The sequence below is a fragment of the Thalassotalea sp. G20_0 genome (assembly GCF_017744175.1).
GTDB lineage: Bacteria > Pseudomonadota > Gammaproteobacteria > Pseudomonadales > Endozoicomonadaceae > Endozoicomonas.
Map to the genome: position 1 here is coordinate 70,789 of NZ_JAGHQV010000005.1, position 20,347 is coordinate 91,135.

At 46.6% G+C, this 20,347-nt stretch carries 20 protein-coding genes; 11 read left to right on the forward strand and 9 right to left on the reverse strand.

Features of this window, described 5'->3' with window-relative positions:
* Positions 1 to 102 precede the first annotated feature (102 nt).
* Genes frdA through frdD form a run of 4 tightly spaced genes read left to right on the forward strand, consistent with a single transcriptional unit; the run spans position 103 to position 3,414 of the window.
* Complete coding sequence (gene frdA / locus J7438_RS04195; protein ID WP_209275559.1) at positions 103 to 1,893, forward strand: fumarate reductase (quinol) flavoprotein subunit; 1,791 nt, start codon at positions 103 to 105, stop codon at positions 1,891 to 1,893.
* A 9-nt stretch (positions 1,894 to 1,902) separates the two neighbouring features.
* Positions 1,903 to 2,652: a succinate dehydrogenase/fumarate reductase iron-sulfur subunit gene (locus J7438_RS04200; RefSeq protein WP_163369413.1), complete on the forward strand. Its 750-nt coding sequence runs from the start codon at positions 1,903 to 1,905 to the stop codon at positions 2,650 to 2,652.
* The gene (locus J7438_RS04205) at positions 2,652 to 3,041 is read left to right on the forward strand and encodes a fumarate reductase subunit C (RefSeq protein ID WP_209275560.1); all 390 of its coding nucleotides are present in this window, start codon (positions 2,652 to 2,654) and stop codon (positions 3,039 to 3,041) included. The genes J7438_RS04200 and J7438_RS04205 overlap by 1 nt, the downstream gene beginning before the upstream one ends.
* A gap of 19 nt (positions 3,042 to 3,060) precedes the next feature.
* Complete coding sequence (frdD, locus tag J7438_RS04210) at positions 3,061 to 3,414, forward strand: fumarate reductase subunit FrdD (RefSeq protein ID WP_209275561.1); 354 nt, start codon at positions 3,061 to 3,063, stop codon at positions 3,412 to 3,414.
* A gap of 50 nt (positions 3,415 to 3,464) precedes the next feature.
* Here frdD and J7438_RS04215 read toward each other — a convergent pair whose 3' ends face one another.
* Positions 3,465 to 3,791 carry a hypothetical protein gene (locus tag J7438_RS04215; protein WP_209275562.1) on the reverse strand — a complete coding sequence of 109 codons (327 nt, stop codon included), beginning with the start codon at positions 3,789 to 3,791 and terminating at the stop codon, positions 3,465 to 3,467.
* Positions 3,788 to 4,207, reverse strand: coding sequence for a CAP domain-containing protein (locus tag J7438_RS04220; RefSeq protein WP_209275563.1), 420 nt, complete (start codon positions 4,205 to 4,207; stop codon positions 3,788 to 3,790). Before J7438_RS04220 ends, J7438_RS04215 begins: the two co-directional genes overlap by 4 nt.
* Before the next feature lie 130 nt (positions 4,208 to 4,337).
* On the opposite strand from J7438_RS04220, the gene J7438_RS04225 reads away from it, so the two are divergent.
* Both J7438_RS04225 and J7438_RS04230 read left to right on the forward strand, forming a co-directional pair.
* Positions 4,338 to 5,033: an SDR family oxidoreductase gene (locus J7438_RS04225; protein WP_209275564.1), complete on the forward strand. Its 696-nt coding sequence runs from the start codon at positions 4,338 to 4,340 to the stop codon at positions 5,031 to 5,033.
* Positions 5,034 to 5,056: 23 nt separating this feature from the next.
* Entirely contained in the window at positions 5,057 to 5,716 is a 660-nt protein-coding gene (locus tag J7438_RS04230; RefSeq protein ID WP_209275565.1) for a hypothetical protein, read from the forward strand.
* Here the strand turns inward: J7438_RS04230 and J7438_RS04235 are convergent.
* From J7438_RS04235 to J7438_RS04245, 3 genes are all read right to left on the reverse strand, one after another.
* A complete protein-coding gene (locus J7438_RS04235) occupies positions 5,711 to 6,034 on the reverse strand; it encodes an Hpt domain-containing protein (protein ID WP_209275566.1) in 324 nt (107 codons plus the stop codon). The genes J7438_RS04230 and J7438_RS04235 overlap by 6 nt on opposite strands.
* A gap of 164 nt (positions 6,035 to 6,198) precedes the next feature.
* The gene (locus tag J7438_RS04240; RefSeq protein ID WP_209275567.1) at positions 6,199 to 8,115 is read right to left on the reverse strand and encodes a DUF1631 family protein; all 1,917 of its coding nucleotides are present in this window, start codon (positions 8,113 to 8,115) and stop codon (positions 6,199 to 6,201) included.
* Positions 8,116 to 8,289: 174 nt separating this feature from the next.
* On the reverse strand, positions 8,290 to 8,574 hold the full coding sequence (locus J7438_RS04245) for a hypothetical protein (RefSeq protein WP_163369419.1): 285 nt from the start codon (positions 8,572 to 8,574) through the stop codon (positions 8,290 to 8,292).
* A 260-nt stretch (positions 8,575 to 8,834) separates the two neighbouring features.
* On the opposite strand from J7438_RS04245, the gene J7438_RS04250 reads away from it, so the two are divergent.
* Together J7438_RS04250 and mnmL are read left to right on the forward strand one after the other, a co-directional pair.
* Positions 8,835 to 9,140, forward strand: a complete 306-nt coding sequence (locus J7438_RS04250) for a hypothetical protein (RefSeq protein ID WP_163369420.1) — start codon at positions 8,835 to 8,837, stop codon at positions 9,138 to 9,140.
* Positions 9,141 to 9,233: 93 nt separating this feature from the next.
* Complete coding sequence (mnmL, locus tag J7438_RS04255; RefSeq protein WP_209275568.1) at positions 9,234 to 10,148, forward strand: tRNA modification radical SAM protein MnmL/YtqA; 915 nt, start codon at positions 9,234 to 9,236, stop codon at positions 10,146 to 10,148.
* A 460-nt stretch (positions 10,149 to 10,608) separates the two neighbouring features.
* Here the strand turns inward: mnmL and J7438_RS04260 are convergent, their stop codons facing one another.
* Positions 10,609 to 12,312: a serpin family protein gene (locus tag J7438_RS04260; protein ID WP_209275569.1), complete on the reverse strand. Its 1,704-nt coding sequence runs from the start codon at positions 12,310 to 12,312 to the stop codon at positions 10,609 to 10,611.
* Positions 12,313 to 13,089: 777 nt separating this feature from the next.
* Here J7438_RS04260 and J7438_RS04265 point away from each other — a divergent pair.
* Positions 13,090 to 13,677, forward strand: a complete 588-nt coding sequence (locus tag J7438_RS04265) for a GNAT family N-acetyltransferase (RefSeq protein ID WP_209275570.1) — start codon at positions 13,090 to 13,092, stop codon at positions 13,675 to 13,677.
* Positions 13,678 to 14,072: 395 nt separating this feature from the next.
* On the opposite strand, the gene sctV is transcribed toward J7438_RS04265, so the two are convergent.
* The 3 genes from sctV to J7438_RS04280 are packed head-to-tail and all read right to left on the reverse strand — an operon-like array spanning position 14,073 to position 16,977.
* On the reverse strand, positions 14,073 to 16,154 hold the full coding sequence (gene sctV, locus J7438_RS04270) for a type III secretion system export apparatus subunit SctV (protein ID WP_209275571.1): 2,082 nt from the start codon (positions 16,152 to 16,154) through the stop codon (positions 14,073 to 14,075).
* Positions 16,155 to 16,197: 43 nt separating this feature from the next.
* Positions 16,198 to 16,491, reverse strand: coding sequence for a tetratricopeptide repeat protein (locus J7438_RS04275; RefSeq protein ID WP_209199937.1), 294 nt, complete (start codon positions 16,489 to 16,491; stop codon positions 16,198 to 16,200).
* A gap of 12 nt (positions 16,492 to 16,503) precedes the next feature.
* Positions 16,504 to 16,977: a hypothetical protein gene (locus J7438_RS04280; RefSeq protein ID WP_209275572.1), complete on the reverse strand. Its 474-nt coding sequence runs from the start codon at positions 16,975 to 16,977 to the stop codon at positions 16,504 to 16,506.
* A gap of 160 nt (positions 16,978 to 17,137) precedes the next feature.
* On the opposite strand from J7438_RS04280, the gene sctC reads away from it, so the two are divergent.
* Entirely contained in the window at positions 17,138 to 19,339 is a 2,202-nt protein-coding gene (gene sctC, locus J7438_RS04285; RefSeq protein ID WP_209275573.1) for a type III secretion system outer membrane ring subunit SctC, read from the forward strand.
* A gap of 92 nt (positions 19,340 to 19,431) precedes the next feature.
* The gene (yvcK, locus tag J7438_RS04290; protein WP_209199934.1) at positions 19,432 to 20,346 is read left to right on the forward strand and encodes a uridine diphosphate-N-acetylglucosamine-binding protein YvcK; all 915 of its coding nucleotides are present in this window, start codon (positions 19,432 to 19,434) and stop codon (positions 20,344 to 20,346) included.
* Position 20,347: the final 1 nt, after the last annotated feature.

Sequence of the window (20,347 nt, forward strand, 5' to 3'; positions counted from 1 at the left end):
ATTTTTAACCCTTCTCTCATTATTCAATTTGGCCAGTTCGCTGGCTGTCTCTATTTGGGACTCTTCCCGGAGATGGTGGTGAACGGCGGTAGAGGTTTGCGTATGCAGGTCATAAAGGCTGATGTAGCCATTGTCGGTGCCGGAGGTGCCGGTCTTCGGGCTGCGATTGCCGTTGCCGAAAAAAATCCTGAGCTTAAAGTGGCATTGATTTCCAAAGTCTACCCTATGAGGAGTCATACGGTGGCTGCAGAAGGCGGTTCAGCCGGTGTCATTCAGGATCATGACTCTCTGGAAAACCACTTTGTTGACACGGTGGCCGGTGGTGACTGGCTCTGCGACCAGGATGTGGTGGATTACTTTGTGTCCCACGCCACTGAAGAGATGATCCGCCTGGAGCACTGGGGCTGCCCCTGGAACCGTAAGGACGACGGTGACGTAAACGTTCGTGCTTTTGGTGGTATGAAGATTGAGCGCACCTGGTTTGCTGCGGACAAATCTGGCTTCCACATGCTTCACACATTGTTCCAGACATCCACCAGGTACCCATCCATTGAACGATACGATGAGTATTTTGCCACTGACCTGATCATGGAAGATGGCCGTGCTCAGGGCGTTGTTGCCATTGAAGTGAAAACCGGCGAACCAAAAGTATTCCTGGCGAAGTCAGTGGTTCTGGCAACAGGCGGCTCTGGTCGTATTTTTCGTTTCAACACCAATGGTGCCATTGTGACCGGTGACGGCCATGCCATGGCCCTGCGTGCTGGCGCACCGCTGCGTGATATGGAGTTTGTTCAGTACCACCCAACCGGTCTGCCAGGCTCCGGTGTATTGATGACGGAAGGTTGCCGTGGTGAAGGCGGTATCCTGTTGAACAAGGATGGTTACCGTTACCTGCAGGATTATGGTCTGGGGCCAGAGACTCCGGTTGGTCAACCAAAAAACAAATACATGGAACTGGGCCCGCGTGACAAGCTTTCCCAGGCCTTCTGGCAGGAGCAGCGCAAGGGCCGCACCATTGAAACGCCACTGGGCGATGCGGTGCACCTGGACCTGCGTCACCTGGGCGAACAAAAGCTGATGGAGCGTCTGCCACTGATCTGTTCCCTGGCGAAAAACTACCTGGGAGTTGATCCGGTTCATCAGCCAATTCCGGTTCGTCCTGCGGTTCATTACACCATGGGTGGTGTCAGAGCGGACATCAACTGTGCCACCGATCTGGCCGGTCTGTTTGCTGCGGGTGAGTGTGCCAGCGTCGGTATGCACGGTGCCAACCGTCTAGGTTCCAACTCTCTTGCTGAGACTGTGGTCTTCGGTAAGGTTGCCGGTGAAAGTGCGGCCGATTTTGCCAGCCAGAACGTGATGTCTGATGAACGTAAATTGCTGGATCAGGCGAAAGCACACCTGGCGGCCATCGAAAGCCTGCGCAATGCCAATGGTACTGAAAAAGCATCGCATCTGCGTCACGAAATGGTGAAAACCATGGAAGACAACTTCGGTATTTACCGGGTGGGTGAAGAGATGCAGGCCGGTCTGGACAAGATCTCCGAACTGCGTGAGCGCTTTAAAAACGTCAAGGTGGAAGACAAGAGCAAGGTCTTCAATACCGAACTGATGCAGGCCTTTGAGCTGCAAAGCTCACTGATGGTTGCTGAGTGTATGGCTATTGGTGGTGTTGAACGTAAGGAGTCCCGTGGTGCGCACCAGCGTATTGATGGCTTTGAAGCCCGTGATGATGTCAACTTCCTGAAACACTCCGTCACTTTCTATAACGGTGATGCCAAGCCTCGTCTGGAATATGAAGACGTGAATGTAACCCGCTTCCAGCCAGAAGAGCGCGTTTATGGTGCCGCAGCCGAGAAGAACGCGGCTGAGAAAAACGGTGAAGGGAAGTAAGGAGACCCCATGAGTGATAAAACCATAACCATCGAGATTCTGCGTTATAACCCGGAAACCGATGACAAGCCGACATTTGGCACTTTCACTATTCCTTATGTGGAAGCCTGGTCCATGCTGGATGCCCTTGAGCATATCAAGGATGAACTGGATTCCAGCCTGGCTTACCGCTGGTCCTGCCGTATGGCGGTGTGTGGCAGCTGTGGCATGGTGATCAACGGTACACCAAAGCTCGGCTGCGAAACCTTCCTGCGGGATTACTATCCGAATCCCATTCGTGTTGAGCCACTGGCTAACTTCCCGATTGAAAAGGATCTGGTGATTGACTCTGAAGACTTCATCAAGAAACTGGAGTCAGTGAAACCGTACATCATCAATGCGATGGAGAAGCCGGTTGAAGAGGGTGTGAATAAGCAGACGCCTCAGCAGCTGGGCCTTTATAAGCAGTTCTCCATGTGCATTAACTGCATGCTCTGCTACTCCGCGTGTCCACAGATGGGCTTGAACCCACTGTTTACCGGTCCTGCGGTGATTGCCCTGGGGCACCGTTATAACCTGGACAGCCGTGATGATGGCTATGAACAGCGTACTGAAGTGATTCAGGGCAAGAATGGTGTCTGGTCCTGTACCTTTGTGGGTTACTGTTCTGAGGTTTGTCCAAAGAATGTTGACCCGGCTGCTGCTATCAACCAGAACAAACTGCAGGGTTCTCAGGATTGGGCGCTCTCTTTCCTGATGCCACGTAAAGGAGACAAGTGATGAGTCGTCGCCCCTATGTGCGTCCCATGAAGCGCACCTGGTATATGGATCATCCCTTCTACCGCCAGTACATGGTACGGGAATCCTCCTGTGTATTTGATGGTCTCTATGCCATCAACCTGTTTGTCGGTCTGATGCAGCTGGTCAAGGGTGAAGCAGCCTGGAATAGCTGGCTTGCCTTCCAGGCCAACCCGTTGATGATTCTGTTTACCGTGGTTACCCTGGGTCTGACTATTTACCATGCCGTCACCTATTTCGATATGACGCCCCGCGTTCTGCCACAGCAGATTCGTAAAATGATAAAAGACAGTGTCGTTAACAAATTGATGTACGTTGGCCTGGCGGTGGTTTCTGCCATCATTCTGGCTGCGGCCACCATGGGACTTTGATGGGGATAGGAGAGGGAACATGAGTAATAAACGCCATATTGAACCTCTGTTGTGGAGTCTGTTTGGGGCTGGTGGCACCACTATCGCCTTTTTCTTTCCGGCCATTATTTTTGTGGTTGGTCTGGGTGTGCCTCTGGAAATTATTCCGGCAGAAGCGCTCTCTTATGAGCGAATGTCTGCGTTCTTTCTGGAGAGCTGGATTGGCAAGCTGGTGCTGATGGTGGCTTTGGTGCCTTCTTACTGGGCCTGTATTCATCGTATTTACCACGGTGCTCACGATCTGGGTTTCCACCCGGGGGTTGGGGTAAAAGTGGCCTGTTATGGTGGTACGTTGATTCTCAGCCTGGCAACCATTGCTTTATTGCTGGTCTGATCAGGTTTTATAAGGGGGCTGAGTAAGCCCCTTTTTTTGGGCATAAAAAACTAGCCCGGTGAAGCTTTTTCAGAGCGTTGGCTTTTTTCCTGAAGATAATTTTGCTCGATTCGCCGTTGATTACGTGCCTGAGCTATTTTCTCCGCTAATACCGGGTCTTTTGTCAGTAATTCTTCCTGTTCAAACATCACTTGATTGATCTGCTCGTGAATTTTCTGGGTGATGCTATTGACCATTTGATTACGATTCACCGCGGTTAGTGAGTGTGTCTGGATAAAACTGTCCACCGCCATTCTGATCATGGAACCCAGCGGGCTGTCATGTTCATCGGACTTTTGCAGAATAAGATCGAGACTGCCCAGGTTTTCGAGTGTCATGATTTGAGTCCTCCGGTCAGGGCACCAGCGGCTCTAATTGTATAGAGGTCCGCAAAGTGAATGCCTATTTGCTGATGAATCTCTTTGGGCAGAGGACTGACTGTTTTTATTTCAGCCAGAACTTTATCCAGTTGATCCGTTGTTTTACAAGCAAGAATTGCGGGCAAAACACCACCCCATTGGCCCTGCTCTGTCAGTGCTTTGATCATTTCCAGATGATCCGGTGATAAAGACTCAACCTGACGTTGGCCAACGGCCAGATTGCTGGTTGCATTAGCGGTTCTGTCCGATTGGGGAGTTGCCCTGGTTTCACTGACCTCCCGTCCTCTATGACTGGCTTTGTTATTAGCAGGGGAGGGAGCCTCTTGTGCAGGTATATAAGACTTCTGGTTGTCGCCAGTTATTTTTGGAGGCATCTTTTCCATCCCCGGTTTGCCATCATAGAATGTTTTGTAAGTTTTTTGCCTTGTTTACGAGTAAGATAATTTATCGGCGGCTTCAGCTTTATTTCTACCGGAAGCTGCCAGTTTATCCGGGAGAGTCTGCATGCAGAAAATAGTGGTGGTGACCGGCGTTAGCCGGGGGCTGGGTCTGGAACTGTGCCGTCAATATCTTGCGCAGGGTGCCAAGGTTTATGGTTGTTGCCGTTCTCCGGAACAGTCGCAGAAACTGCTGGAGCTGAAACACAGTGCTGGCTACCAGTTTGAGCTGGTTCCCCTGGACATTACCCAGCCCGGAATGATCCATAACCTGCAGTATGTGATTGAAGAGCCCATTGATATCCTGATCAATAATGCCGGAATTTATGGCCCTTTCGGTCTGTCTTATGATGAGGTGACCGTTGATCCATGGATGGAGGTTTTGCGGGTTAATTCGGTGGCCCCGATGATGGTTACGCAGGCACTGGTGGAAAAAGTAGCCCAGAGTCATGAGAAAAAAATCATCATGATGTCCAGTAAAATGGGCAGTATGGGGGACAATCAGAAAGGCGGGAGTTATATCTATCGCTCTGCCAAAGCCGCATTGAATGCGGTGGCTAAAAGTCTGGCCATTGACCTTGCCGGAAAGGGTATCAGTGTCGGTGTCTTGCATCCGGGCTGGGTTCAGACGGATATGGGGGGCGCTAATGCTCCGATTGATACGGAAACATCAATCAGGGGCGTTCGCAAGGTTATTGATCAACTTTCTTTGAAAAACAGTGGCCAGTTCATCAATTATGATGGATCAGTGATTCCCTGGTAAGTTGATTAACCGGTGAAATTTGCATGCAATCTATTGTTCAATCGTTACACTTTTTTGCCCGTTTTGGCTTGAGCCTGACGGTTTTGTTTCTATTGGCTGCTATCCCCTCTGAAATCGCAGGCTTTTACCTTCAACAGTCTTTTGCTGGCAATAGCGAGATAAGTGGCGGGTTTGCAGATCTGTTTGCATCAGTATTGATAGAACCGCTGGCCACGGGGGCAGCGATTTTCTTTATTGAGAGTCGTGATCAGGGCGAGAAGCTAAGCCTTTACGACAGTTTAATAAAGTCGGCGGGTATCTATTTTCCGTTGGCGACCAGTTACCTGATCGTGTTTGTATTAGTCATGCTGGGGTTTAGCCTCTACCTGATACCGGGATTTTATCTGCTGTACAAATTGATGTTTGTGGAGTTTCGGGTTGCCCTTAAGGGTGAGCCTCCAGTGGAGGCTATTCAGGCAAGCTTTAATCAGACGAAGCAGCAGTGGTCCCTGTTATTATTGCCTTTTACTGTACTGCTGCTCACTCTGCTGTCCTCACAATCCCTTATTAGCTATCTATTGATGAGCCCTGAGAATGTACTGTGGTTACAGGTTATTGGTGGTGTTCTTGAAGCGCCCTTTATGGCGTTTGCCGTTGTGGTTGGCTTTCGACTGTTCAGCTTGACCAGTCTGCGGCCTTTATAGTTTGGGATATAGGGCTTCGATACTGTTAAACGTATCCTGCAGTTGAAGAAAAAGAGGGTCATAACGTTCCGGTTCCACTTGTTGCCCTGACTGCTCAAGGTCTCCGGCAAGTATTGCCAGTTGCTCCGCCCCGACGATTGCAGCACCACCTTTAATCCGGTGGGCAAAGTTGACAATAAGGGGCGTTTGCTGATTGTTGACCGCTGCTTTCAAATTCAGGATGTCTTCCCGGGTGCTCTGAAAAAATGTTGATAACAACTCTTCCAGCAGGACCTCATCACCGTCGGTGATTTGATGTAAATTTTCCAGATTGATCATAAAAACTTTCTGTACAAATTAAAGATAAATTAGTTTTTCGCCACTAAACGCCAGTGCTTTAGTCAGCAGCCTGCTTCATAACGGATGTCTTTACCGGTGTTGCGATAAACAGGCCTGAAAAGTTCTCACCTTTTCACTGCTTGCTTTAGTCATCCGTGGCAGCGTTACAAACGTCTTTTGAATCGCTCAAGAACAGCCTGGATAGCTCGGTCAAACACGGGGTTCTCTTCCATAATACAGACGGAACCGTCTTTAATTTCCTGTTTGAGTTCGCTTCCAGAGCGCTCCGCAACACGCATCCCCGAGCTGTTGACAAAAATATATCGATGATGGTCTTTACTGAGCCTGGCAAGTTTGCAGCGGAGGCGGTGTGAGTCACCTTCGCCAATAAACTCAACCCACTGGCCCGGGAGAAGTCCATCAATAATGACCGGTGTAAATGAGGGGGGAGGCTCCTGAGTATCAGCCACTTCGATCGGTTCATCCGGAAGCAGCTCAAGCTCTTGAGGGGGGGCGGTTGCCTCTGGGGCGGGTTCAGACTGGAGCGAATCTTCCAGACTGAGCCCGGACTGTTCGCAGGAAAGAATTATCTCCTCTGAGTCTTCTTCCGTGAGACTTTCTGTCTTAAAATCAACGACATGGCTATCGCCGAAGTCTCTTGCCTGAACCTCTTCCGGTTGTTCGTTGAGTGCAGCAGGATGACTTTCCGAACTCTCAGGCTCTGGTTTAAGAATGATATCCAGATGGATTTGAAAATCATCAAGACAATCCTGAAATACATCCGGGTTTTCACTGTGTCCTGAGATAATGGTACGCACAGTATGCTCGATCAGTGGCAAAACATGCTTGCTCAGTTGAGAATCCCGGCAATAAAGCATTCCTGCAGACGTTAAGTCATTTAATAAGAGACGGGCCGGGTGCTTTTTATCGGTTAAAAAAGCATCGTTCAGAATCGCCTGTTTTAAAATCGGGATTTGCAATAGGGCTATGGTTTTTTTTACGTCATCAGGCAGGTTGTGATCATCCAGAATGTACTCAAACAACCAGCCGACCATATTGATAAGGTCTTCATGATGGCGTGAGAGTTTTGAATTAACGCCTTGTATTTCCAGGGCATTTACGACCGAGTTTTGCAGGTTTCTTATTGACACGTGCTGCTCAAGAACATCCAGTTGCAGTGAGCTGAGGACATTGGCCAGATCAATAGTCTTGACCCTGTTAGCCTTGGCCTCAGGTATGAGTTCATCTTCCGCAAGCATGTCTTCCAGCCGGGATACCAGCTTCTCAGCAAAACTATCCAGAAACTGAGGGTTTCCCATATCTGAATAGTAACTCTGCTGAGGCGCTGGTTGTGTTTGATCTGTAGAGCGGGATGTAGATAGTGGATGATGGGTTGGGTCGGAGGCTGGGTTTGCTTCCAACCGCTCAACCGGAGATGAATGTTTGGGTCCCAGCCCTTTATGGGTCATTAACTGGTCGACTTTAAGCCAGAGCTCATCAGCCGCATTATTAAGGTGACTGGCAAACCAGCAGAATAATTGTTGTTCAATATCACGATCTGGATGGAGACTTTCCAGAGCCATGGCAAAACTTTCGCAGATACGCTCCGGGGTGGCAGGATAAGTACCGTCATGCCGTGGATAGGTGCTCTCAAGACTGCTTTTGATTCGGCAAATACGTTCAGAGTTGTTACTGCTCTCAAAATTATTGGTTGCAGAAAGCCAGAGGAGTTGATGGTCAAGTTCAGAATTGTCCAGTAATTCAAGAGTTAAGACACCTTCTTGTGGTGCAGGCTGTTCGCTGTCTGCGCTGGTCAAATGATCGAGGAAGCTTTTTTTAATGAAAGATTCAGATTTCTTCAAACGGTTTTTGATATCAATCCAGCGCATCATATCCTGATCATTTTTGATGGCCTCAAGATTGGTATTTAATTTAGTGAATAGAACAGGAAACAGCGTGTCGGACTCGGGGTAAATAATTTCTTGAACCAGTTGATTTAACTCAGAAAAAAAAACACTTTGCGGTGGCTTATTATCACCACCTGGGCTGAGCGGAAAAATGTTGGAAGGCTGAATTGACATGCTGGCCACATCCCTGTACTGCACAACGCCATCTGCCGGGTGTGGATTACCCGCAGAGACCACCCATATCGCTTAACTAACTATAATTATATTGAGAGCTTTTAATTATATTAAGTAGCTATTAATGGAGCGTTTTAACTACCTTTGGCCCAAAAAAGACAAAGGGGCAGAGTGTTATCCCTGTCTGAGTTCTTTGGCTATTTCCCTGGCTTTATCAAGGGCTTTGTTGAAGCCGTTTTTAAACAGATTTTCACGAATCTGTCGCTGAAGTTCTTCCGGCGTAATCTCTCCATCTTCCACAGCTGTTTCAGCAAGCTTATTGTCCTCCTTGTTTTTTACCAGGTTTGAAAACTCCTGTGACTGCATCGGATCAATACGATCTACCGGTTTGACATTACCTACCTGGCCCGAGTTATCAGAGGGTAGGTTTTCGATATCCTTATTGGTAATAAGTGACATGGTCTGGCTCTCCGTTGCCCAGTGCAAGCTGGCTGCTGATCATTGATGAGAATATCGCCATATCTGGCGGCATTGTCCGCTAATGCTTTAGTCCTTATAAAGTTCAGTTTAGATTATGAATAGAGATTATAAAAAGACGAAAGGCCCGGTTTTTTGTTTGATAATGCCTCCTGACTTAATGAGCTGACAGCTGGTCTGAAGATCGTAAAGCCACCTGTATCACCGCCGACAACTGAAACTAGTACAGCCGGGAGAATACTATGAGCGGTGAGCATTTTACGTTAACGATCAGTCAAAGCACGTCTGACGCCGGCGATTTTGCCATACATATGAAAGAACCTGATAAACCTGAGCAGTTGTTAGTTCATTTAAGATTTATGCCATTGGCTATGTTTGATGAGGCTTATCTGGATGACCTTGTCGGTGTGATGGCAAGGAAGCTGGCAAAAAGAATAATTGAATGGCGTGTAGCTCCCGATGACCCTGATGCAATGGATGCCTGTCAAAATGAGGCTCGTGCCGTCGTTCAGGAAGCTTTGGAAAAAATGAAAAAAAATTCAGGCTAAGCATTGGCCATTAAGTCATGCGTTAAACTCCCTATAGGCTAAACAGGGGGCTGTCGGTATTTTGTAGCGTTTTTGATAACGAAATAACTCGCTATGGACATGACCCGCTTCGTGAATACTTTTGGCCGTTACCTTCGGCAGAAGTACGGAGAAAAAGTACACAAAGTTTCGGTGAATGCGTCGTTTACCTGCCCAAACCGTGATGGTACTAAAGGTATTGGTGGTTGTACGTTTTGTAATAACGCGTCCTTCAGTCCTGGCAGCACTAAAGCGGGAGAAATTTCTGAGCAGATCCGACAGGCTCAGGAAAAGGTGAGTGCCCGAACGGGTGCCAGAAAGTTTATCGCTTATTTTCAGTCCTACAGTAACACCTACGGTGCTCCGGAAGATCTCAGGCGCTATTATGATGAGGCTCTGGCTCAGCCCGGTGTGATAGGACTTGCCGTGGGAACCCGGCCTGACTGTGTACCGGATCCGGTTTTACAACTGTTGTCGGATTATCAGGCGCAGGGGTATGAGGTCTGGCTGGAACTGGGCCTTCAATCCAGCTTTGATCCTACGCTTGAAGTTATTAACCGTGGCCATAACTTTAGCGATTATGAAGATGCAGTGACCCGAGCCAAACGCTATGGTCTGAAGTTGTGTACTCATCTGATAGTTGGCCTTCCGGGGGAAGAACCTGAAGACAGTCTGGTCAGTTTTGACCGGGTTATTGCTTTAGGTGTTGATGCCATCAAGATTCACCCACTCCACATCGTTAAAGGCACTCAACTGGCCCGACAATGGCGTAAAGAGCTGGTCCGGGAATTATCCATGGAATCCTATACGGATGTGCTTACAAAGATGATACTTCGGGCTCCAGAGGGATTACTGTTCCATCGACTGACCGGTTCCGGGGAAAGGCAATACCTGCTTTCACCAGAATGGGCAATGTATAAGTGGGACGTACTTGCCATGCTGTATAAAAAGTTAGAAGCAAATTTGTCAGTCATCCAATTGAGTCGGTGAATCAGCGCAGTTAGTTGGTAAACGGCGGCAAATAATCAACTACGCCACAGATAAGCGATTAGCAGGATTGTTCTGGTTGTGATAGCTGATTAAAACATTTGTCCAACTCTGTTACTCTGTCAGCCTAAGCCTGGCTCATTTTATGGGTTGGTTCCCGCTAAGGAGGGAGCTGCCCCTTCATTCGTTCTCTGGCTCCCTGAAAACACTGTGATAGTTGACTGCAGTGCTTGCCAGTTCTTTGCCACGAGTCAGTGGTTTCATAGCCAGCTCCTGACCACGCACCCTATCTACCTGCTTTGCTTTCTTTATAAGCCCAGGCCATAAGCACAGCAAGATTGACGTCATGAGAGCAAAGTATGATTTTAGTCAGGGTGAAAAAACCTTACGCCAAGCAGCGGAAAAAAGCAGATGACCATTCTCATCGATGAGGATGAGATTGATCATTTTAATGCTATTAATGCTATGAGGGTTTATGTTTAAATAATTTTTCTAACAGTTGGGTAGTGAGCGGCTCATTTACCACTGTGCAGATTCCAAAATTATTTTTTCCCATAGCATTAAAATCTACAGCACTGACACGATTGCCTAGATGACTTGCTTTGGTGAAATCAATTATTCTTTGCATGAGTATTTTGGCTTGATTAAAATCTTGGACCTGAATGAGCAGCTTTTGATTACTTTGGTAGTAATAGGCTTCAAGAATGTTCAATTTATTATCGTCGTTCAGTATCATTTGTATTACTTTAGATATTAAAAAGTTCTGAACGAGATGTTTCGAATTGCCCTGAAATAATTTGTCAGAATTTTTTAAAGATTTATCTCCATTGTCATTTTTTGCAGGTCTGAAAAGTGAATCAGTATCCACAGTACTCACCTGATGAGTTTGCACAGATCTGGCGATCAGGGAGGGGGGCTGAACTTCTTTACTTTTTGCAGGGACAAGATAGCTTGCATCCTTGATTATCGATTCAAGCAACAGATGTTTACCATTATCGTCCTTAACAATAATCGCAATATAGCCGGGGCAGTCAAAATTGAATGGTTCCGGTGGCTCGAAATTACCCCCCCGGGATTTCCTGTTAACGGCTGTGGTTGAAACAACCTCGGCACCCTCTTCATCAATGATGGTATGAATTTTCTGACGCATGTCCAGATGATCATGCCTTGTTTTACCCAGTTTCGATAACATGTCTGCCGTTATTTTAATATCACTGAGCTTGCCAATTTCGTTAAGTAGTGATGTGTCAGTACTATCTATTTTTATTTTAGGCAGTTTTAAGGTGATTTTTTGCCCTTTCGCTTCCAGTGATTGGTCAATCAGTTGATGAAGTGTTTCAGTATCAAGATAACTAATGCCATCTGATGAACTTTTAATAGGTGATATTGCAACAAAATATAGCTTTTCAGTGTCGTGTTTAAATGGTTTTGCGATCGCCGCATAGTCCTTTGTAAAGGCGCATTTTAAATTCATGGGTTCAGATTCCATCATTTCGACTTCGGCTATCTTGCCATCTGCACACTGAAAGCCGGAGTGTGCAGTTTTAAATTTTTTAAAAGCATCAGCCCAAATCACGTTTAAACAAACAATATTACCCATAGATAGGTTGACATCATCCCGTTCCTCAGGGGTGAACAAGCTGGATATGCGACCGTTGGTTTTAGACTTGATGAATGTATTAGTCACATCGGCTACTTTGTCATGTGCCGTGGTTTCCAGTTTTATTGTGTTGTAGCATTTGTACAAAAGGTCAATCAGGTTACTATCCTGACAGTGATCCTCTGAAGCAAAATAGTTCACAATAAAACTCTGTGAGTTCTTTTCGACAGTGTAATTCAGGCAGAATTGACCCAGTTGTTTGTGGATTTCTTTTTCCAGTGCGGTTGTTAATCGAAGGGATTGGTTTGTCATGCCCAGAATTTTTTCCTTCACGCCAGCATCATCAATGGCGGCTAACAACATGCCCAGTGCTGAAGCCAGGCTTGCGGTGGATAACGCAGTGCTGCGTTTGCCAGCAGGATTTATTAGTGCAAAGGATAATTGCCGAATGCGGTTCTGAACAATAGTTTTAGCACAATCAACGAGGTGGTCAGGTTGAGTCTCGTTGATGTTAACTTCCGGGACTCGATAAGGATTAACGGGGGAAGCACCGGCTGAATTGATCATTTTAATATTTCCTTGTTTAAAATTTATTGCTTTGGACAGCTTTCCAGGGTTTAAGTTTCCGAAAACTGACCGCAGTTAATCATTTGCTTACATGTAAGTCACTAACAGGTTTGTTGATGATGCTAACCTTGAATTTGCTGGCAATAATTGTTGATGTTCTGTTGATTAGGACAAGTTGGTACTGTTGTTCAGGTAATATGTCTTGCACCTACGTGTGATAAAAAGCAAACAGTAAATCTATGAATGAGACTGAATCTCTTTTGGCAGAAAGATATTCATACGATTGTTTTAATTTCTTGATAATTAGCAGGTTAAGCATGTAAAAAACACAGTTACAATTGTATGCCTGATACAATTTAATAAGCAATGAATTTACTCTTTAATAGATAGGTTGCTTGAAAAAGCAGTATATTCTCTATTTCTTGCTGAGTGATATCCTCTAAAAATCCAAGGTTACAGGGCTATTAATTTCCCTGTTTCCATTACTGCTTTAGAATAGTTTGTGCTGGGTTAGTAAGAACTCTTAAGTTTTAAAGATGGTTTGGATTTTTCTTGTTATGAAATCATATGAATGTCTTTAATAAGAAATAAGAATAATAAAATCCTCCGGGTTTTGAAGGAAAAGTTATATTTGATATTATAATTCAACTGCAAATATGTTTGGGGCTTTCATCTTGATGTCCCCTTTACAAAATCAAGCCTGCTAAATGGATTAGATAAACTTAAACTTCAGCTTGGTTGGATAATCCTCGGCACATTAAGTCCTGTCAATGGGTTATGAGTATATCAATAAAGCCCATGGTACTTTTGCCGATGTTTTACCTGATAGCTGACTATCAGGATAATGATATGCATATAGACTTGGGTAATGGTTACTGCCTCAGAAGGTTCCTTTATGGTGATGCGATCTCTCTGGCCAAACATGGTAATAACGCTAAGATAGCCAAAAACCTTCGGGATACTTTTCCACACCCTTATACCATAGAGCATGCGAGAGCCTGGGTTCAGCATGTCAAGGAACATGAGACCAGGACCCGCTTTGCTATCGACTGTGGTGGTGAGGCTATTGGTGAGATTGGGTTTGTCGTTCAGCTGGATGTTCATCGTTTTGGCGCAGAGATTGGCTTTTGGGTGTCAGAGGATCACTGGGGCAAAGGCATTATGACCGAAGCACTCTCTTATGTGTGCCAGTATGCATTTGATGAGATGGGGCTGGTCCGTATTTTTGCTGATGTGCAGGCCGGGAATGATGGTTCTCGCCGTGTGTTGGAGAAGTGTGGCTTTGAGCTTGAAGGTGTGATGAAAAAGCATGTCTATAAAGAAGAGCAGTTTATTGACCAGCTGGTTTTTGCATTAGTTCGTTAATTGTTCTCTTCCCTACTTCTCATATTTTCGTACAACATAACTTCTATCCCTTTATGGGGTAGAAGTTTTTTTGTACGAAAGTAAGAGAGAAAATAATAAGAGCTGGTTTGATTAGTCTTGAAGATTTTTTGCAGAAAGCATACCTGCCAATTCTTACTGAACACTCCACTCATCATCCGTCCATAACGCCTGTTTTCTACCTCGAAGCAATGATTTAATCAATGCAATTCAAAGTAAATATCGGCTAATTAACTTTTGCGGTGGTGATAAGCAGCTGATTCATTTTAATAGGGATGTTGATTAAAGATGCGATTGCCACATCCGTCCTCATCTACTGGCTGATACGAACTGCCAGCAGATTGAAAAGCACATCCGCGGTACGGGTATGACCTCTTTTACAGGGAAATACGCCCCAGTGGTTGAACGGTAATCTCTTCCGTTAACTCCTGGTGTGAAAGCACTGCCAGGTCATACACTTCTAGCTCCAGAAGTTTTCGCACATAGCGGCGTATATCCATTGAAGTGATCAGGACGGGCTTATGTTCAAGATGACCTATTTTGCCAACAGAGTGCTTAACGTTTTCCACAAACTGGGCAGAGGTCGATGGGTCAAGTGCCAGGTAGCTACCTGCTGAAGTCTGGCGGATACCGGAGCGGATGGTATCTTCGACATCCTGGTCAAGCAGGTATACTGGCAGCATATTTTTGCCGTTAGAGTACTTGTAGCTGATGTAGCGCTTTAATGAAGAGCGAACATACTCGGTTAACTGAACAACCTCTTTCTCCTTGTGTCCCCAGACAACCAGGGATTGCAGAATGGAGCGGAGGTTCCTGATGGAAATATCTTCGGATACCAGGCGCTGGAATATCTCGGTGATCTTGTTAACGGGTAACAGCCTCTGGACTTCCTTAATCAGTTCTCCAAAACTGCTTTCCATTTTTTCCAGCAGGTAGCGTGTCTCCTGAATGCCCACAAAATCTTCAGCATATTTTTTCAGGACGTGCGCCAGGTGGTACGTCAGGATTTTTGAGGAGTCCATAAAGTTGACATTGTTGCGCTCAAGTTTGTCCTGCTGACCTTCAATGACCCAGAGAGAGTCGAGGCTGGGCAGAAACGGATCGCCAATTTCATAAGGGATCTTCAGCATGTCCAGATGTTCATTACTCTCTCTCACGAACAGAGAGCCTGGTTTGAAATAGCCCGATGCGACGGGAACTTCCTGCAGCAGTATGCTGTAGGTATTCTCATCCATGGCGTCATTAAACCGCAGGTGTATACCGGGAAAAGGAACCCCGAGATCCATGTACAGTGATTTCCGGACTTTAAGCAGCTCCTCATTCAGGGAGGATGTGTTCAGGCTTTTCTGTACAGAGGTAGGGACATCAATAATCAAGGGCAGAGTCTGGGTGAACTCTTCCTGCTGGTCCAATCTGGATTTGGCCTCACTGGGTGATTCTGTCGCTGCGGCCATGGCAGGAATGCCGCCATCTTCCTCAGCTGTCCGGGCTTTTTCCACTTTCCTCTTCAGAAAGTAGCCTCCGCCACCAATGGCTGCAGCAAGAGTCATGAAAGTCAGTGTCGGGAAGCCGGGGATCAGGGCAAAGCCGAGTAACAGTGCTCCACCAACCATAAGGGCCTTTGGTTTATCGGTAAGCTGAGTGCCTATCTCATTACCAAGGTCCTTGGCATCTTCGTTGGATACACGGGTGACTATAATACCGGCGGTAATGGATATCAGCAGGGCCGGTATCTGGGAGATAAGTCCATCCCCTACGGTTAAGATGGCGTAGAGCTGGAGAGCTTCACCGCCACTCATACCATTACCGGTACCGATAGCGACACCAGCGGTAATGTTGACAAAGATGATGATCAAACCGGCAATGGCATCACCTTTTACGAACTTCATGGCTCCATCCATCGAACCAAATAGCTGGCTTTCTTTGGTCACCAGTTCACGACGACGCTGGGCTTCTTCCATTTCGATGGCCCCGGCCCGAAGGTCAGCATCGATACTCATCTGCTTGCCAGGCATACCATCCAGAGAGAAACGGGCGCTGACTTCTGCTACACGTTCAGAACCCTTGGTGATGACCAGAAATTGGACAATGGTGATGATAAGGAAGATAACGACACCAACGACCAGATTACCCCCTACCACAAAGTTACCGAAGGTATATACAATCTCACCGGCATCTGCCTGAAGAAGGATCAGACGGGTAGTGGTAATGGACAGAGCCAGACGGAAGAGGGTCGTTATCAGCAGCACCCCCGGAAAAGATGAAAACTCCAGGGGAGACTTCAGGTAGATGGAGGTCATCAGAAGTATGGTGGAAATCCCCATGTTCAATGCAATAAGGAAGTCCACCAGGGGGGTTGGCATGGGCAGAATAATAAGCCCGATGATGGATACCAGCAGGCCTGCCAGTACCAGATCATTTCTGCCGCCAAAATTCAGCCCGGGTAACAGTTGTGCCATGAGAGGTGCGCCGCTGCTATGGGGCTGGCTATGGTCTTGAAGATCAGCGGCTCAGTGCAGCTTTTCTCTTCTTGAGCAGGGCTCGCCCCTTGATCCATTTAATAGCCCGAATATCACTACCGGGCTTTGCGTATTTTAGAAAATTATCGGCTGCGCGAATGGATTCTTCAGGTCGTTCTGCCTTTAAGTAGGCGTAGCTGAGCATGCGATAAATATCGGGGTTTTTCTTGTCTATTGACATCAGTGCTTCTAACAGAGCAATGGATTTTCTGGGCTGCTGGTATTCAAGATAGTAGGACGCCTGTGACAGCATCCAGGTTTTTAATGACTTATCCATTTCACTCATCCTTTAGCTGGCAATCAATACATTACGGCACATCATTAAATATTCACTGTCAGCTTTGGCTTTTTCGATTACTGACAAAGCTTCTTTTATTCTTTTGGCTTTACTGCTGTTATCAGGCAGTTGCTTTAAAAAGCCGGAAAAAGAGTCCATGGCATCCTGTGTGAAGCGGTAATGCTCCTCCGGGCTTGAAGATATATTCTGACCGGAAACCTCAGTAGCAAACTTAAATTCACGTCGCTCATAATTTTGGTCCATTTCCAGAGTCTTCCAAGTGTAATCAACAACATTTTTACCGGAGGTTCTGAAATTTGATTTTGATTTAGGATAGTCTGAGTGCACTAAAGCACTGTCGATCCGTGAAATACCTGAAATACCGTTACCGAAAGAAACTGGTGCTGCCATGGTAAAGTCCGCCTGATAATTTAATCCTTTCGTTCTATCGGCGGGTATACAAAGTGATAAATGGATTTTTCTCATGTTAATTATTTTTTTGACGAAATACTGGTGAATCCAGTTTGTTTTCCGATAAACTGGTGTGTAACGAACGATTATTGACACTCTCGACTTTACAAGGCATCTATTCATTAAGGGCTGTTGAATAAGCTGGAGCAGACATGAGCATGGAGGCACGCGTCTGATGGGCTTTATAAGAAATACCCTGATAATCCTGTCCCTTTTACTGGCGATTACCTTTCAGGCGCTGGCGAACTGGTCATCTGAAGAGCCGCAAACCAGAAAGCATTTAGTGCGTCCCAATGAGACTCTGGAAGTGATTGCCGGCAGTTACGGGTTTGAGGTAAATGAGCTTGCCCGCTATAACAAACTGAATACTACTCAGTCCTTACGGGTAGGACAGATTATCTATTTCCCATCCGACATCGTGTCGGAACGGCCTGACCGTCCTTCAGCCGAGCCGGGGAGAGCCTTGGACGCCAGAGTTTTTCCCGATTCAGCAGGGGATTCTGTTTCCTGGGGGAGGCCACTGGATGCCAGGGCGTTTCCCAAGCCAGATGGCTCACCTGTTGATGCCGAAAGAGCACGACTAATGCCATATATCAATGATGGGCAACTGTCCGGGAAAGAGGCTGGTATCTCCCAGTATGGTAGTCAAACTCATTATGCAGCCACATCTGACTTTGATTATAACTTTGCCCAGAAAGACGACCGTCAACAGGTAAATCAAGCTTCCACCAACCTCTACATGATGGGACACAATACACCATCCGGAAATGGTATGGTTCTTTCTGCAGAGGATGCCATCCAGGATGCGATTGATGATTTTGAAGGTACCATTGGTGATGACGAATCACCTGCCCTGGCAGCGTTTGGTGTACGTCCGTATGCGTATTTTGGCAATGGCGACAGCTTGAAGGAAGTATTGCAGAATTTTGCAGGTAGTTATTATATGCCATCCATCATAGCGGATACGGTGGTTGGGGAGGTTAATGGCAAGATTGGTCCTATGACCCCTGTTGATTTCCTGGATCATCTGGCCAATATCTATGGCTTTATCTGGTATTTTGATGGGCATACCTTGTTTGTTTATGATGGCAGCTCCTCCAGCCAGCAGATTATCAGCTTAAACTATTTGCCAATAAAGCAGTTGAAGAAAACCCTGAAAAAGATTGGTATTTGGGACGGTCGCTTTTTCTGGAAGGAACAGCCGAAAGAGGGGCTTGTCTTTATTTCCGGGCCTCCCCGTTATATTGAGCTGGTGTCTCAGACAGCACTGCTGCTGGATGCGAAAGAGGGGGAGCGTCAGAAGAGTAAACTGACGGTTCGCACTTTTCCGCTCAAATATGCCTGGGCAACCGATAAGTCATTCAGTTTCAGAGGTCAGCAGCTGACAGTCCCCGGAGTCGCCACGATTCTGACCAGAATTATTAAAGGAGGCGGTGTAGCCCAGGTGACCAAACAGGGATTGCCTAACCCATCCGTGACTCCGGCTGAAAGTGTCAGCAGATCCGGTGAACCCAGCATGAAAGATGGTTCTGAATCATCCGCAGGAGACCCGCTGAATGCCGGTGCGGAAGCCGATGAGGTCTATATCAATGCTGATCCGCGACTGAATGCGATTATTGTGCATGATCTTGAATCCAAGATGCCAATGTATGAAGAACTGGTGGCTTCTCTTGATAAACCGACATCGCAGATAGAGATCAGTGTTTCAATTATTGATATCAATACACAGGACCTGAGAGCGCTTGGCGTTGACTGGAATAATTCCGCCAGCTCAAATGATACCAAGATATCTTTTACTCCCTACCCAAATGCCCCGACGCCAAACTATACAACCATTGTCTCCAGTGCACTTGGCTCCTTTAATGCAAATTTACAGCTACTGGCTGATGAAGGGAGGGTCAAGATTGTATCAAGGCCGTCTATTCTGACACTCGATAACATAGAAGCCATTCTTGATAACAGCAGTACTTTCTATGTGTCAGTTGCCAGTAATGAAGACTCTGAACTATTTCCGGTGACATCAGGGACAGTTGTTCAGGTTACCCCAAGAATTGTTCGTGAAGAGCAGGGGCGACGTATCCATATGACCGTCAATATTCAGGATGGTTCAGGAAGCCAGGGCACAGAAGATATCGGGAGTAAACTACCGGAAGTGACTAACAGCTCAATTAATACTCAGGCTATCATCAGTGAACAGGAGAGCCTGTTAATCGGTGGCTTCTATAAAGAACAGGATGAAGCAAAGCTTACCAAAGTTCCGTTGCTGGGCGATATTCCGGTTCTTGGCCATTTGTTCCGTGCAGAGTCAAAGTCAAAGATTAAGCAGGTACGTTTATTCCTGATAACACCACGCATCATAGGTTCAACACAAACCTGATACCGGTTAAGGGAGATCATTTTCGTGATGGCTGAGCAGTTAGCAGACAATGATCTTCTATACCGTATTTTTTTCGCATAAAAGAACTTGCCATGTATTCTGTAAAAACGCTTTATCAGTGTCGCCGGATTGTTGCCATCGGTGGTGGGCATGGCCTTGGTCGGGTCATGGCAAGCTTGGGATTTCTCGGTGGGCACCTGTCAGGCGTTGTTGCAACTACGGATGATGGCGGGTCAACGGGGCGACTCAGGGATGGCAGTGGCTGTATTGCCTGGGGAGATCTCAGGAACTGCCTTAACCAGCTGTGTTCGGATACCCCAAACCTTGCACGGATTCTGTTTGAGTATCGCTTTAAAAATAGCGGTGATATCAGTGGGCATAATTTGGGTAATCTGATTTTACTGGCAATGGATCAAATGTGTGTTCGCCCATTGGATGCCATAAACCTGATTCGCCAGATGTTACAGGTCGGTGCAGAGTTGATACCCATGTCAGAAGAGCCTGCCCGCCTTGGTGCTATTGTGGATGGTCAGGAAGTGGTCGGTGAAACGACCATTGATGCTTTGGAGAAGTGCCCGGAGAAGTTGATGATTTTGCCTGCGATTCAGCCGACTGATGAAGCAGTCGCCAGAATAAAAGAGTCAGATATGATTATTTTAGGACCGGGCAGTTTCATGACCAGCATTTTACCGGCGATCTTGATGCCAGAGGTTGCCGAAAGTATTGGTAACAGCAAGGCCCTGAAAGTCTTTGTGGGTAACATTAATCAGGAAGTGTCGGCTGTCGGAAAAATGTCCATCAGGGATAAACTGTCATGGATGAGTGAAATGACGGGCGTATATCCAGACGTGCTATTGTGGCCTGCGGAGAATGAACCACCGGGAAACCTTCGATGTGATATACACACCATGCCATTGGCTGATACCCACCAGCCAGGCGTGCATAGCCGGGAGGCCTTAAGGCAAGGCCTGGATGAGATTGCCGGTGTTTTGTTTCAGCAGAGCTGAT